15 protein-coding genes are annotated in these 13,956 nt (G+C 73.4%); 5 read left to right on the top strand and 10 right to left on the bottom strand.

Annotated elements, in window-relative coordinates:
* Positions 1-31 precede the first annotated feature (31 nt).
* From modA to ACYVF7_RS45280, 4 genes are all read right to left on the bottom strand, one after another.
* A complete protein-coding gene (modA, locus tag ACYVF7_RS45295; RefSeq protein ID WP_460352149.1) occupies positions 32-778 on the bottom strand; it encodes a molybdate ABC transporter substrate-binding protein in 747 nt (248 codons plus the stop codon).
* A 76-nt stretch (positions 779-854) separates the two neighbouring features.
* On the bottom strand, positions 855-1,892 hold the full coding sequence (locus ACYVF7_RS45290; protein WP_460352148.1) for an ABC transporter ATP-binding protein: 1,038 nt from the start codon (positions 1,890-1,892) through the stop codon (positions 855-857).
* Positions 1,880-2,635: an ABC transporter permease gene (locus tag ACYVF7_RS45285; protein WP_460358470.1), complete on the bottom strand. Its 756-nt coding sequence runs from the start codon at positions 2,633-2,635 to the stop codon at positions 1,880-1,882. The genes ACYVF7_RS45290 and ACYVF7_RS45285 overlap by 13 nt, the downstream gene beginning before the upstream one ends.
* A 20-nt stretch (positions 2,636-2,655) precedes the next feature.
* Positions 2,656-3,042 carry a TOBE domain-containing protein gene (locus ACYVF7_RS45280; RefSeq protein WP_460352147.1) on the bottom strand — a complete coding sequence of 129 codons (387 nt, stop codon included), beginning with the start codon at positions 3,040-3,042 and terminating at the stop codon, positions 2,656-2,658.
* A 221-nt stretch (positions 3,043-3,263) separates the two neighbouring features.
* On the opposite strand from ACYVF7_RS45280, the gene ACYVF7_RS45275 reads away from it, so the two are divergent.
* Positions 3,264-4,358, top strand: a complete 1,095-nt coding sequence (locus ACYVF7_RS45275) for a sugar ABC transporter substrate-binding protein (RefSeq protein WP_460352146.1) — start codon at positions 3,264-3,266, stop codon at positions 4,356-4,358.
* Between the two features lie 27 nt (positions 4,359-4,385).
* Here the strand turns inward: ACYVF7_RS45275 and ACYVF7_RS45270 are convergent, their stop codons facing one another.
* The 3 genes from ACYVF7_RS45270 to ACYVF7_RS45260 all read right to left on the bottom strand — a co-directional run bounded on the left by ACYVF7_RS45270 (position 4,386) and on the right by ACYVF7_RS45260 (position 7,642).
* Positions 4,386-4,985 carry a malonic semialdehyde reductase gene (locus ACYVF7_RS45270; RefSeq protein ID WP_460352145.1) on the bottom strand — a complete coding sequence of 200 codons (600 nt, stop codon included), beginning with the start codon at positions 4,983-4,985 and terminating at the stop codon, positions 4,386-4,388.
* A gap of 133 nt (positions 4,986-5,118) precedes the next feature.
* Positions 5,119-5,985 (bottom strand): 1,4-dihydroxy-2-naphthoate polyprenyltransferase, encoded by an 867-nt coding sequence (locus ACYVF7_RS45265; protein WP_460352144.1) that lies wholly within the window; start codon positions 5,983-5,985, stop codon positions 5,119-5,121.
* A 25-nt stretch (positions 5,986-6,010) separates the two neighbouring features.
* Positions 6,011-7,642, bottom strand: a complete 1,632-nt coding sequence (locus ACYVF7_RS45260; RefSeq protein ID WP_460352143.1) for an MFS transporter — start codon at positions 7,640-7,642, stop codon at positions 6,011-6,013.
* Positions 7,643-7,792: 150 nt separating this feature from the next.
* On the opposite strand from ACYVF7_RS45260, the gene ACYVF7_RS45255 reads away from it, so the two are divergent.
* The 3 genes from ACYVF7_RS45255 to ACYVF7_RS45245 all read left to right on the top strand — a co-directional run bounded on the left by ACYVF7_RS45255 (position 7,793) and on the right by ACYVF7_RS45245 (position 9,813).
* Positions 7,793-8,281: a MarR family winged helix-turn-helix transcriptional regulator gene (locus ACYVF7_RS45255; protein ID WP_460352142.1), complete on the top strand. Its 489-nt coding sequence runs from the start codon at positions 7,793-7,795 to the stop codon at positions 8,279-8,281.
* 52 nt (positions 8,282-8,333) lie between these two features.
* The gene (gene ung, locus ACYVF7_RS45250) at positions 8,334-9,023 is read left to right on the top strand and encodes a uracil-DNA glycosylase (RefSeq protein WP_460352141.1); all 690 of its coding nucleotides are present in this window, start codon (positions 8,334-8,336) and stop codon (positions 9,021-9,023) included.
* A gap of 70 nt (positions 9,024-9,093) precedes the next feature.
* Entirely contained in the window at positions 9,094-9,813 is a 720-nt protein-coding gene (locus tag ACYVF7_RS45245; protein WP_460352140.1) for a hypothetical protein, read from the top strand.
* Between the two features lie 149 nt (positions 9,814-9,962).
* Here ACYVF7_RS45245 and ACYVF7_RS45240 read toward each other — a convergent pair whose 3' ends face one another.
* The 3 genes from ACYVF7_RS45240 to ACYVF7_RS45230 all read right to left on the bottom strand — a co-directional run bounded on the left by ACYVF7_RS45240 (position 9,963) and on the right by ACYVF7_RS45230 (position 12,908).
* Positions 9,963-10,526, bottom strand: a complete 564-nt coding sequence (locus ACYVF7_RS45240) for a GNAT family N-acetyltransferase (RefSeq protein ID WP_460352139.1) — start codon at positions 10,524-10,526, stop codon at positions 9,963-9,965.
* A 59-nt stretch (positions 10,527-10,585) separates the two neighbouring features.
* A complete protein-coding gene (locus ACYVF7_RS45235; RefSeq protein ID WP_460352138.1) occupies positions 10,586-11,197 on the bottom strand; it encodes a CGNR zinc finger domain-containing protein in 612 nt (203 codons plus the stop codon).
* A gap of 313 nt (positions 11,198-11,510) precedes the next feature.
* Entirely contained in the window at positions 11,511-12,908 is a 1,398-nt protein-coding gene (locus ACYVF7_RS45230) for an aminotransferase-like domain-containing protein (protein ID WP_460352137.1), read from the bottom strand.
* Between ACYVF7_RS45230 and ACYVF7_RS45225 the strand changes: the two genes are divergently transcribed.
* A complete protein-coding gene (locus tag ACYVF7_RS45225) occupies positions 12,907-13,866 on the top strand; it encodes a DMT family transporter (RefSeq protein WP_460352136.1) in 960 nt (319 codons plus the stop codon). The genes ACYVF7_RS45230 and ACYVF7_RS45225 overlap by 2 nt on opposite strands.
* Positions 13,867-13,956 lie beyond the last annotated feature (90 nt).

The raw sequence follows: 13,956 nt of genomic DNA, 5'->3' as shown, positions 1-13,956 counted from the left end.
TTAAGGCTATCCGGGGGTTTTTACGCCTGGGTCACGGAGTCGGGAAGCCGTACTTACGCAGGATCGTCTTGGCAGTGGGGGAGCCGAGCCAGGCGACGAACGCCTTCGCGGCCGTCCGGTGGGCGCCGGCGCGTACGGCGGCGGCGAAGTAGGTGGCGGTGACGTTCTGCTGCGCCGGGATCGGGACGCTGCTCGCCGAGATCCCGGCCGACCGCATGTCGGTCACGTAGACGATGCCCGCGTCGGCCTCGCCCGTACGGACCTTGGTGAGCACCGTGCGCGCGTCGGCCTCCTCCGACCTCGGCCGTACCGTGACGCCCGCCTTGGCCAGGACCTGCGCGGCGTAGCGGCCCACCGGGACGATCGGCCCGCCCAGGACGACGCGCAGCCGGCGGTCGGCGAGCGAGGCGAGCCCCTGGACGTGCCGGGGATTGCCGGGGGCGACGGCGATGGTCATGGAGTTGTAGGCGAACAGACGGCGGCCGGAGACCTTCGTCGCCACCGGGTCCATCGACGCCCCGTCGGCGGTGGCCAGCACGTCGGCCGACTCACGGTCCCCGACGTCCATCGCGAGATCCTGCGAGCCGGCGAACTCGAACCGCACGGTCACGCGCCGGTCGGCCGCGTTGTACGCCGTACCGAGCTCCTCGAACGCCTCGGTCAGCGAGGACGCGGCGAGCACCTTCAGCGTGAAGCGCTCGTCGCCGGAGGCGACGCCGCATCCGGCCAGCGCCAGGGCGACCGCGAGGAAGGCAGCGACGCTTGGCTTGGGGGGCATGCGGGCCACTTTAGGGCGGCCCATCCACTATTACCGGGCACAACGCGCCGTCGGCGCAGATATGCGCGCGTCGCCGTCAGGCCGGATATGCGTGCGTCTCGGCGGCCTTGACCGCCGCCCACACCGGGTCCCCCTCGGCCAGGCGGAGCTCGGCCAGCGCGGTGGGCGTCACGTCGGCGGCAGCGCGAACCGGACCCTCCAGGTAGATCCGTATCTGGTCGGCGTGGGGTTCGAAGCCGCCGACCGTCGCCTGCCAGAGGTTGCGCGGGCTGCCGTCGGGGCGCGTACGGAACAGCGCGACGGCCGACGGCGGGAACGCCAGGAAGACCTCGCCGTCCAGGGCCTCCGCCGCGTCGAAGCGCACGCCCTCGAGGGCGACGGTGTGGCCGCGGGCCGTCCCCCGGTAGAGGTTGAGGCCGACGAGGCGGGCCACGTAGTCGGTCCGCGGGTGGCGGGCAACGTGCGCCGGGGCGCCCTCCTGCACGACGCTCCCGTTCTCGATCACGACGAGCCGGTCGGCCAGGGCCATCGCGTCGAGGGGGTCGTGGGTGACCAGGACGGCGGTCCCCTCGAAGTCGGCGAGATGGCGGCGCAGCCCGGCGCGGACGCCGAGCCGGGTGTGCGCGTCCAGGGCGGACAGCGGCTCGTCGAGCAGCAGCAGCCGGGGCCGTACGGCCAGCGCGCGGGCCAGCGCGACCCGCTGCGCCTGCCCGCCCGACAGGGTGCGCGGCTTGCGGGCGGCCTGGTCGGCGAGGCCGACCCGGTCCAGCCACTCCGCGGCCAGCCGCCGCGCCTCGTGCCGGCGCATGCCCTGGCAGCGAGGTCCGAATGCGACGTTCTCCAGCACGGACAGGTGCGGGAAGAGGAGGTAGTCCTGGAACACGACGCCGACCGGGCGGCGCTCGGCGGGCCGGTCGTGCCACGGCTTCCCGTCGACGTCGATGTGCCCCTCCGACAGGGGAGTCAGGCCGGCGAGCGCGCGCAGCGCCGTGGTCTTGCCCGCGCCGTTCGGGCCCAGCAGCGCGACGACCTCGCCCGGCGCGGCGGTCAGCGCCAGGTCGAGGGTGAAGGCTCCCTGCCGTACGACGAGACGGGCGTCGATCACGAGACCCATCGTCCCCGGAGCCCGGTCAGCACGATCACCGAGACTGCCAGCAGCACGAGGCTGAGCACGATCGCGGACTGCGGGTCGTTCTCCAGCGCCAGGTAGACCGCGAGCGGCATCGTCTGCGTACGGCCCGGGAAGTTTCCGGCGAAGGTGATCGTGGCGCCGAACTCCCCGAGCGCCCGCGCCCAGCACAGCACGGCCCCCGCGCCCACCCCCGGCGCGATCAGGGGCAGGGTGACGCGGCGGAACGTCGTCCACCGGGTCGCGCCGAGCGTCGCCGCGGCGTCCTCATAGCGCAGGTCGGCGGCGCGGACCGCGCCCTCCACGCTGATCACCAGGAACGGCAGGGCCACGAACGCCTCGGCCACCACGACGCCCGCGGTCGTGAAGGGCAGCGTCACGCCGAACCAGTGGTCCAGCCAGCGCCCGGCCAGGCCGTTGCGCCCGAGGGCGAGCAGCAGGGCGACGCCGCCGACCACCGGCGGGAGCACGAGCGGGACGGTGACGAGCGCGCGGACCAGCCGCCGGCCGGGGAAGTCCACCCGGGCCAGCACCCAGGCCAGAGGGACCCCGACGAGCAGGCAGAGCAGGGTCGCGAGCGTCGCGCTGAGCAGTGACAGCCGGAGGGCGTCGAGGATCTCGGGCCGGGCCAGGCGGGTGCCGAGCGTGGACCACGGCGCGCGTACCAGCAGACCGGCGAGGGGGAGGACCAGGAAGGCGAGGCCGAGGAGCGCCGGCAGCACCAGCATCCACGGCGCCCGGCGGCCTGTCACTGGGGCAGCTCCACCACGACGTTGGTGGACTTGACGACTCCCACGGCGACCACGCCGGGTTCCAGGCCGAGCTCGTCGGCCGCCTCCCGGCTCATCAGGGACACGACGCGGAACGGCCCGGCCTGGATCTCGACCTGTGCCATCACCCCGTCGCGTACGACCTCGGTGACGATGCCGCGCAGCCGGTTGCGGGCCGAGGACGGCGCCGTGCCGTTCCGGTCGGCGGGGGAGCGGACGAAGGCCGCCAGATCGGCTCCCGAGACGATCCGGTGGCCCTGCTCGTCGCGCCGTGCCGGCAGTCTTCCGGAGTCGATCCACCTGCGCACCGTGTCGGCGCTGACGCCGAGCAGGGACGCGACCTCGCTGATCCGGAACGCCGTCACGTAGATCAGTGTAGACGCCGCAGAAGCGACAAATCACCCTCCGTGTCGCTCGCAAATACGCGAGACCGGTGCTCGGGCTCCTCGCAGAAGCGAGCCGGTGGGCGTGGGCCGAGGGTGGGGTGCCCAACCGTGGCGACGAGGTGCGTACGCTTGTGACCTGCGGGGATGTCTTTTCGGACCGGGGCGCGTCGGACCGGGCGGCGCCGGTGTTCGGGGGCGTGATGAGAGCACGACTCGTTGGCGGCGCCGTCGCGCTCGGCGCGCTGTGCGGGACGGCCGCCTGTGGAAGCGTCGAACAGGGCCGGGATCTCGGCGCCTTCGCGTCCGCCTCCGCCGAGCGCGGCTTCGCGGTCGGTCTGCTGCTGCCGGGAGGGGGCGGGCGCACCGACCGCGATCGCCGCTACGTCCAGGAGGAGCTCGCCGCGCAGTGCCCGAAGTGCCGGTTCCTCATCGGCCTCGCGAACGACGCGGTGGACCTGCAGCTCCAGCAGATCGACATGATGATCGTCAATGGTGCGAAGGTCATCATCCTCGACCCCGTCGACGACAAGGCGGTCGCGGCGGCGGTGACCAGGGCGCACCGGAGGGGAGTGAAGATCGTTGCGTACGATCGCCTTCCCGCCGGGCCGGTGGACGCCTACACCTCGTTCGACAACGTGCAGGTCGGCCGGGAACAGGGCCGGGCGCTGCTCGCCGCCATCAAGAAGGGCGGCCATCCGAGGCGCGGCGACACGGTGATGATCAACGGTTCGCCGACCGACCCGAACGCCGCCGAGTTCAAGAAGGGGGCACTGTCGGTGCTCCGGGGCAAGGTCAAGATCGCCCGGTCGTACGACACCCCGGACTGGCGGCCCGATCTCGCGGCGGCCGAGGCGTCCGCTGCCTTCATGATGCTCGGCCCGGCTCGCATCGTGGGCGTCTACTGTGCCAACGACACCATGGCCGGTGGCGTCAGCGTGGCGATGCGCGAGACCGGGGTCCGGCGGGGCACGCCGCTCACCGGCCAGGACGCCGGGCTCGAGGCCGTCCAGCGGATCCTCCTGGGCACCCAGACGATGACGGTGTACAAGCCGATCAGGCAGGAGGCGGCGAACGCCGTCCGGGCGGCGGTCGCCCTCGGCTCCGGGAAGCGGCCGCCGTCCAACCGCACCGTCTCCAACGCGACCGGCCATTCCGTGTCCGCTTCGATCATCAGCCCGGTCGCCGTCGACCGGTCCAACATCCGGGAGACGGTGGTGAAGGACGGGTTCTGGACCGTGCCCGCCATCTGCACCCCGAAGGTCGCGGCGGCCTGCCGGGCGGCGGGCCTCACCTGAGAGGCCGGGCCGCCGCCGCCCGAGAGGTCAGACGGTGGTGACCACCTGGTCGTACTCCAGGCGCGGGTTGCGCGGGAACCAGGCGTTCGGGCCGGGCCTGCCGATGTTCACGACGGCCAGCACCTGGTGGCCACCGCCCGGGAAGAACTCCTTGGCGACCGCCTCGGCGTCGAAGCCGGCCATCGGCCCGGCCGCCAGCCCGGCGGCGCGCACGCCGACGATGAAGTAGCCGACCTGGATCGCGCCGTTGAACCCGGCCATCCTGGAACGGACCTCCGGCACGCCGTGCAGGCCGTCCCTGGCGTCCGGCTTGTGGGGGAACATCGTTGGTAGGTGCTCGTGGAAGTCGCTGTCGGCGGCGAGGATCGCCACCAGCGGCGCCGCCGCGGTCTTGGCCTTGTTGCCCTCGGCCATGTGCGTCACGAGGCGCTCACGGGCCTCGGGGGTGCGTACCAGCACGACGCGCAGGGGCTGGGTGTTCATCGCGGTGGGCGCCCACTTGACGAGGTCGTAGATGGCGCGCACCTGCTCCTCCGACACCGGTTCGTCGGTGAAAGCGTTCGCCGTACGTGCCTCGCGGAACAACAGGTCCTGGGTGGTGGGGTCGATGCTCAGCAGGTCGCTCACGGTCACTCCTCCTTCGACAGGTCCGGTGGATCGTTCCACCGACGCCAGGCCAGAACGCTGGTTGAAGCTTCAACTATTCCCCTGGCCGTGTGACATGGGTCACGGATGCGGAGCGCCCGGCCGCGAATCCCGTCTAGAGGGCCAGTCCGAGCGCGAAGAGCGCGCCGAAGATGATCTGCAGGCGGCCGGTCTCACCGAGCACGGCGATCAGCGCGGGCCCCTTCGCGCCCCGCAGCACCCGGCGGTTGGGCGCGATCGCCAACAGTGCCGACACCAGCGCCAGCACCGCCCACGGCCGCGAGAACGCGACGATGACCACGGACAGGAACGCCGCGACGTCGCACCCGGTGTACAGCAGGCGCGTACGCCGGTCGCCGAGCAGCACCGCGAGGGTGCGCTTGCCGGACGCGGTGTCCGTGGGGATGTCGCGCAGGTTGTTCACGACGAGCATCGAGCACGAGAGCAGCCCGACCGGAATCGAGGCCACCCACGCCGCCCACGGCAGGCTCTCCAGCTGCACGTACGCCGTGCCGACCACGGAGACGAGACCGAAGAACACGAAGACCGACAGCTCGCCCAGCGCCCGGTAGCCGTACGGGCGCGAGCCCCCGGTGTAGAACCACGCCGCCGCGATCGCCACCGCGCCGATCAGGATGAGCCACCAGCTCGTGACCGCGGCGAGCACGAGCCCGGCCACCGCGGCGAGCGCGAAGCAGCCGAACGCCGCGGCGAGCACCTGCTTCGGCGGCGCGACCTTCTGGCCGACCAGCCGCATCGGCCCGACCCGGACCTCGTCGGTGCCGCGGATGCCGTCGCTGTAGTCGTTGGCGTAGTTCACCCCGATCTGCAGCAGCAGGGAGACGAACAGCGCCAGCAGCGCCCGCCACCACACGAAGTGGTCATAACCGATCGCCACGCCGGTGCCGACGGCGACGGGAACGATGGAGTTGGGAAGGGTTCGGGGTCGCGACCCGGCGACCCACTGGGAGAGGGTCGCCACTATCGACCTTTCTCGGAGCCGATGATCATGCGGGTGATTCTTCCCGATCCGGATCGGCGCCGCGACGCAGCCTCAGGGTCAGCAGCAGACCGACGGCCAGCAGGCCCGCCGTGGCGAAGGCCGCGCGGTCGGTCGCGACGGCCAGGCTCTCGTCGGCGGCCCGGGACAGCCGGGGATCCTCGTGGCGCAGGTCACGGGCGAAGGTGCCCGCGCTGTCGCGCAACCGCTCGGCGTACGCCGCGCCCCGCCCGGCCGGCAGCCCCGCGTCGCGCAGCCGCGCCGTCATCGCGTGGCTCAGCCCGACCGCGAACACCGCGCCGATCAGCGCGATCCCCAGCGCCGACCCGACCTGGCGCGCCGTCGACTGGGTCCCGGAGGCGAGACCCGCGCTGGCGGACGGGACGTCGCGCAGCACGATCCGGGTGAGCTGCCCCGTCGTCAGGCCCAGGCCGATGCCGTACACCAGCATCCACGGCGCCAGCTGGAACCCCGTGGTGTCCGCGCGCGTGGTCAGGCCGATCAACGCCGCCGCGGCCACCTCCAGGGCCATGCCGGCCTGCAGCATCCGCGCCGCGCCGAGACGCCGCGACAGGCGCGCCGACAGCCCGCCGGCGACGAACGTCCCCACGGCCAGCGGCAGGATCGCCACGCTCACCTGCAGGGGGGAGTTGCCGTGCACGTCCTGGAGGAACAGCGGCAGCACGAACATCAGCCCCAGCTCGCCGACGCTGATCAGCGAGGCCGCCGCGTTGCCGCGCCGGAAGTCGGGGATGCGGAACAGCGAGAGGTCCAGGACCACCGGCCGCCCCGCCGCCGCCCGCGCTCGCTCGACGGCGACCAGCGCGACCAGCGCGAGGACCCCGCCCGCCAGGGCCACCGGGATCGGCGAGATCCCGCCGCCGGGCCAGTGGACCGGACCGGCGGAGAACAGGCGGGTGGCCGACCACCAGCCGTACCGCTGCCCCTCGATCAGCGCGAAGACGACGCCCGCGAGGCCGGCCGTGCTCAGCACCGTGCCCGGCCAGTCGCCGACGCGGCGGACCGCCGGATCGCGTGTCTCGGGGACGAGCAGCAGCGTGCCGACGACGATCGCCGCGCCGAGCGGAACGTTCACGCCGAACGCCCACCGCCAGCCGTACGACGTCGCGAGCCAGCCGCCGAGCAGCGGACCCAGCGCGGCCATGCCCCCGATGAGCGCCCCCCAGATCCCGAACGCGACCGCCCGGTCCCGCCCCGTGAACACGGCCGTCACCGTGGAGAGCGCCGCCGGGAGGATCATCGACGCGCCGACGCCCTGCACGAGCCGGGACGCGACCAGTTCGGCGCCGCTTCCGGAGCGGGCGGCGAGGAGGCTCGCCGCGACGAACACCACGGTGCCGAGGACGAGCATCCTGCGCCGGCCGTACGCGTCGCCGGCCCTCCCGAACGGGATCAGCAGCGCCGCGAACACCAGCGAGTAGATCGAGGTGATCCACTCGGCGCCGGTCGTGGTCAGCCGCAGATCGCCGACGACCCTGGGGAGCATGACGTTGACGATCGTCGCGTCGACGATGATCAGCGAGACCCCGAGGCTGATGACCACCATTCCCAGCCACCGGCGACGCCCGGGCGAGCCGGTCGCGGACGCGGGCAGGAGAGGAGCCGAGCGCAAGGTCATCGAGGGTTCCAGAGCGGTTCGTTCGATCGTGAATCGTTCGGCGTCAAAGCTACCCCCGCTCTTCCCGGCCCTCGCCGGGCCCCCTCCGCAGACCTCTACGGCTCCCGATCCCGCTGGCCCTATGAGCCCCGAGCACGGAGAATGTGTGCCGTGCGCACCTCTGAGGCCGACCTCGAACGCATGTCGCTGTCCCGCCTGCTGGCCGTCGCCGGCCACGTCGTCGCCATGCGCTGGCAACGCCTCATGGGAAGCTACGGCCTCACCCCCCACGGCCTGGCCGTGCTCGCCTCCCTCGAACGCGGGTCGGCGCTCACCCAGCGGGAGCTCGCCAAACGCTGCGGAGTCGCCCCCTCGACACTCAACCACACGGTCGACCACCTCGAGCGCTCGGGCTGGATCGAACGGCGGCGCGACGTCTCCGACCGCCGCCTCGTCCGCCTCGGGCTGACCGAGACGGGCCGCCGGCAGCTCGAGCAGGCCGAGGACGCGGCGGGCAGCCACATGGAGCCTATGCTCGACCACCTGCCGCCGGCCGACGAGCGGATCGTACGCGGCTTCCTCCTCGCCACCGTCCTGCGCTTCCAGACGGTGGACGACGAGGAGGCGCCAGGCCCCCCGGCGCGCGCCGAGCGCCTCTGACGGCGCGGGAGATCACCGGAATCCGTCCCTGGGTGGTGTTAGGTTGCGGCGCATGTCCATCGACCTGCTGGAGCTCCTTCCCGACGCCTGGCGCGAGCGCGTCGAGCCGCTGCTCGACCCCGACGCGACCCGCCGTCTCGGCGACTTCGTGGCCGCCGAGTACGACGCGGGCACCGTCTACCCGCCGTTGCCCGACCTGTTCAGCGCCTTCCGCCTGTGCGCGCCCGACGACGCCCGGGTGCTCATTCTCGGCCAGGACCCCTACCACGGGGCCGGCCAGGCGCACGGGCTGAGCTTCAGCGTGCGGCCGGGGGTGCGCATCCCGCCGTCGCTGCGCAACGTCTTCAAGGAGCTCCACGAGGACCTCGGCGTCCCGGTCCCGTCCACCGGAGACCTGACTCCGTGGGCCGAGCGGGGCGTGCTGCTGCTCAACGCGGTGCTGACCGTCCGCGGCGGCAAGGCGGGCTCCCACGGAGGGAAGGGCTGGGAGGAGTTCACCGACGCCGTGATCCGCGCGCTGGACGCCAAGAGCGAGCGTGTGGTGTTCGTGCTGTTCGGCGCCTACGCGCGCAAGAAGCGCGACCTCGTCACCGGCGCGCAGCACGTCGTGTTCGAGGCCGGGCACCCCAGCCCGATGAACCCTCGGGGTTTCCTCGGCAGCCGCCCCTTCAGCGCGGTCAACAAGGCCCTGGCCGACGCCGGCCTGCCCGAGATCGACTGGACGCTCGACACCCCGGCCTAGGACCGGGCAACCCCGCCGGACGTCGGCGCGTCCTCTTGTGGGACGCGCTCGGCGGGCGAGGGGGCGAGTGATGAGGACGAAGGCCGCGGCTACCGTCATCATCGCCGCGACGGCGATGATGACGCAGGCCGGTTGCGATGGCGGCGGGCACCACGATGGACCGAAGGCCGGGTCGCCCCCGGCCCGACCATCCGCCTCCGTCTCCGTCTCGCCGAGCGTGCGTTACACGGCCGAGCAGCTCGAACGTGCCTTGATCAAGCCGCCCGCGGACGCCACGAACGTCAAGAGCGAGAGCGGTGCCGCCGACACGGTGCTCTCCCGGCTTGGGGAATCCAGCCCCTCCGCGGCCGCCGTCACCCCCGCGCCGGGTTGCATGGCCCACGGCCTGGCAGGCCGCGGGGCGGTCGGGCGGACACCGATCGCGTTCCTGTCATTCGGCCAAGGTCAGACGTTCTCCACCGTTCTGCTCTCCGCGTCCTCCGACGCGCAGACGAGACGGTTCGTCACCCAGGCGCTCCCGAAGACCTGCCGATCGGTCAAGACGAATGTCGGCGGGACCTCGACCACCGCGACGATCGTCGCGGACGATCCGTACGCCATCGGGGAGGGCGGACGGGTCCGCGAGACGGACGAGACCTCCGGCGCCGTGCGGCTGCGCGTATGGGAGGTCGACTTCGTCGGTGCCGGATACCTCGCGTCCTGCCAGGTAGGCGGCCTGAACGCCACCCGTGCGGAGGCCGAGCGGCTGGCGCGGCAGACGTACCGCAAGGCGGGCGCGACGCTCCAATAGGCCGCAGAGCGCGGGTGCCGTCCACGGCCCGTCGCCGCGGCGTGCGGCCGGACCGGTCGGGCGGCGTACCGCCGGCGGCCGGGTCCGCAGGATGTGGCGTCCCGGCCGCAATGCGGCCGGGACGGGCCGCCGCAGCCGATGCGGTCGGGTCAGGCGAGGGCGGTGTGCAGGCGCACCATCGCGACCGGCTCGCCCATGTCGACCTTGCTGTGGGTGCCGTCGGGCGCCCAGCCCGCCGACGTCAGGAAGCCCCGCAGCGTGTCGTCCGCGGCGAAGACCCAGGTGACGGCGGTGGTGCAGCCGTCCTCGCGCAGATGGTCCACCGTCGCGGCGAGGAGGCGGCTGCCGTGCCCGGCCCGCCCATGCGCCGGGTCGACGAGCAGGGTCAGCAGTTCGCCGGCCGTCTGCGGATCCTGGTCGGGATCGCCCGCCGGGGCGTGCGCCGCGAACCCGGTGATGACACCCTCGTCCACCGCGACCAGCAGCCGGTGCCGGGGGCTCGGCGGCGCGGCGACCGCCTCCGCCCAGCGCTCACGCCAGAGGGCGGCCGCTTCCGCGCCCGTCATCTCGGCCAGCGCGGCATCGGGGATCACACCGCGATACCCCTCGCGCCAGGCCCGCACCTGGATCTCCGCGACGGCGGCCACGTCACCCGGGTACGCCGCCCGTACCCCCACCACGCCCATCGGTGTCTCGACCCTCGCTCCCGTCACGTCCCTTACGCCGACGACCGTACCGTGCGCCCGCCGGCCACGATCGGGTCCGGGGGGCGTCAGGCGTCGGGGGCGGTGGTGCGGCGGCGCGCGCGGTAGGCGCGGGTCTTGGTCCGGTTGCCGCACATCCGCATCGAACACCAGCTGCGCGAGCGGTTCTTCGACGTGTCGAGGAACGCCCACCGGCACGTCGCCTCCCGGCACACCTTGAGCCGGGGCCAGTCGCCCTCGGCGGCGCTGCGCATGACCGCCACGGCGAGGATCGCGAGCCCGCCGCGGACGCCGTCGCGCAGCGGGATCAGCGCCGGGCCGTCGAGCGACACGCGGAGCGGCAGGGCGGCCAGGATCCGGTCGAGGCCGGGAGGTCGGTCGGGGTCGGTTGGTTGGGTGAGGCCGGGAGGTCGGTCGGGGTCGGTTGGTTGGGCAAGATCGGCCGGGGGAACCGTGGGGGCCGGGTCGTGGTGGCCGAGCATCGCGGTCCGGAGACCTTCGCGAAAGGTGATCGCCAGAGCCAGGTCGGACTCGCCCGCGCGGGTGCCGGGCGGCGTCAGCTCACGCTCGATCAGCCAGCCGCTGAGGTCGCACGGCGCGCCGAAGTCGTCGATGTCGCAGTCGACGTCGTACGTGTTGACGAAGTCCCGCAGCAGCAGCGAACTCTCCGAGCCGGTCATGCGCCCTCCTTCGTCGGAGGCGTGACCGGACGGGCCATGCTTTCGATTCGCTCGCTCCGCTCACTCATGCGCCCTCCTCCGCCGGGGGAGTGACGGGACGCGCCGTGCTTTCGATTCGCTCGCTCCGCTCACTCATGCGCCCTCCTCCGCCGGGGGAGTGACGGGACGCGCCGTGCTTTCGATTCGCTCGCTCCGCTCACTCATGCGCCCTCCTCCAACGGAGGGGTGGCCAGGCGCGCTGTGCTTTCGCTTCGCTCGCTCATGCAACTCCCACGTCGACACCAGCGTACTGCGATGACCGGTTTCCGTGTCGTCAGGAATCGTCGGCGAGCGCCTGGGCGAAGCGGGCCGCGCCCTCGGTGAGCTCCGTCTCCCCGGCCGCCGTGCCGTAGCTGAGCCGCATGCGCGGTTTCGGCGGCTCGGCGGGGAAGTAGCGTCGCCCGGGGCTGACCAGGACGCCCGCGCGGAGCGCCGCCTCGGCGAGGGCGACGTCGTCGACGCCCGAGGGAAGACCGACCCACAGGTGCAGGCCTCCGCGCGGCCGTACGGCGGGGGGCAGGCCGGCCGCGGCGAGCGCGGAGATGAGGGTGTCACGCCGCCGCTGCAGCGCCTCGCTGACGGTGCGCAGGTGGCGCGGCCAGGAGGGCGAGGTGACGAGCTCCAGGGCGGTCTCCTGGAGCGGGCGGGCGACGAAGTACGACTCGACGATCTGCGCGGACCGGATGCGTTCGGCGACCGGTCCCCGGGCGATCACGGCGGCGACCCGCAGGCTCGGCGCGGTGGCCTTCGTCAGGGACGCGATGTGCACAACCCGGCCGTCCCGGTCGCCGGCGACGAGCGGCGGGGGAGGCGGGTCGATCGCCAGGTGGCGGCTGTAGTCGTCCTCGACCACGAACGCTCCCGCAGCGCGGGCGACGTCGAGCACCTGCGCGCGGCGCGGGGGAGACAGCACCGTGCCGGTCGGGTTGTGGAAGGTCGGCTGGCACATCAGCGCGCGGGCCCCGGTGGCGGCGAACGTGTCGGCCAGCAGGTCGGTCCGCAGGCCGTCCTCGTCGACGGGCACGGGGACGGGGCGCAGCCCGGCGGCGCGGGCGGTGGCCAGGGCGCCCAGGTAGGTGGGCGACTCGACGAGGAGCGGCGCCCCGGGCGGCAGCAACGCGCGCAGGATCAGGCTGATCGCGGCCTGGCCCCCGCTGGTGATCGTGACGTCCGCGGCGGTGACGTCTCCGCCGGCCGTCCGGGCGAACCACTCCCGCAGTTCGCGCACGCCCGACAGCGGCGGGCGCTCCCACGCGTCGGGGCGGCGGGCCGCCCGCGCGGCGGCGGTGGCCAGCGCGCGTACCGGTTGCAGCCCCGGTGCGAGGTAGCCGCCGCTCAGCGCCACCACGCCCTCGGGCGCCTGGGCGAGCAGGCTCACGACGCCGTCGGCGTCGACCGTGCGGTCGCCGAGTGCCACGGCCTGCCAGTCGAGGTCCACCGGCTCGGCCGGAGCGGGTAGGGCCGGCTCGGCGACATACGTGCCGCTGCCGGGCCGGGCGACCACGAGGCCCTCCGCGGCGAGCGTCCGGATGGCGCGGGCGACGGTGACGGGGCTGACCTGGTGGCGGGTCATCAGCGAGCGGCTCGACGGCAGCCGGTCGCCGGGGCGCAGCCTCGCCACCTCGGCCCGCAGTTCGGCGGCCAGAGTGGCGATACTGCTATCGTTGTTCATGAGGAATAAGGATAACGCTACTCGCCAGAGCCCGGTAGCGCTGCCGGCGGGCTTCGGCGCCGCCGCGCTCGGGGTCCTCGCCTTCTCCTTCACGTTCCCGGCGACCTCCTTCGCGCTGCGCGGGTTCGACCCGTATCTGATCGGGGTCGGCCGGGCGGGGATCGCGGCGGTCCTCGCCGTCGTCGCGCTGCGGCTGATGCGCGCCCCGCGTCCGCGCGGGCGCCAGTGGCTCTCGCTCGGCGTGGTCGCCGGCGGCATCGTCTTCGGCTTCCCGGTCCTGTCCACGCTCGCCCTGGTCCACGGTTCGTCCTCCTCGCACGCGGCCGTGGTGGTCGGCCTGCTCCCGGTCGTGACGGCGGTGTTCGCCGTCGTACGGGCCGGTGAACGCCCGTCGCCGCTGTTCTGGGCGGCGAGCGTGGCGGGTGCGGCGTTGATCGTGGCGTTCACCCTGCGGAACGGCGTGGGGCGCTTCTCCGTCGCCGACGCCCTGCTGTTCGGGGCGCTGCTGACGTGCGGCCTGGGCTATGCCGAGGGCGGGCGGCTGGCCCGCGAGATGCCCGGCCCGCAGGTCGTGTCGTGGGCCCTCGTCCTCGTCGCGCCGATCACGGTCCCCGTCTTGGTGACTCTGTGGGCCACCACGCCGGTGCACTGGAGCGGCGCGGCCGTGGCGGGCCTGGCGTACGTGTCGGGCGTGTCGATGTTCCTCGGGTTCTTCGCCTGGTACGCCGGGCTCGCGAAGGTGGGGGTCGCGCGGGCGAGCCAGGTGCAGCTCGCCCAGCCGCTGCTCACGCTGACCTGGGCCTGGCTGCTGCTCGGCGAGCACGCGGGCGCGAGCACGGTCGTCGCGGCGGCCGGCGTGCTCGTCTGTGTCCTCGCCGCCCAGCGCGCCCGGATCGCGCGCGCCGCCGCACCCACCGCTCGCCCGGAGGCGCCCCGCGAGGTCACACTCGGGCGGTGAGGACCTCGTGCAGGCGGGCGGCGAAGGCCTTCGGACGGGGTGAAGCATCGAAATAGATACATTAATCAAGATGCATCGAAATCGATATAA

Source organism: Actinoallomurus acanthiterrae, assembly GCF_054775715.1.
Note: the sequence above shows the minus strand (reverse complement) of the source record. Positions and strands in the feature narration are given on the sequence as shown.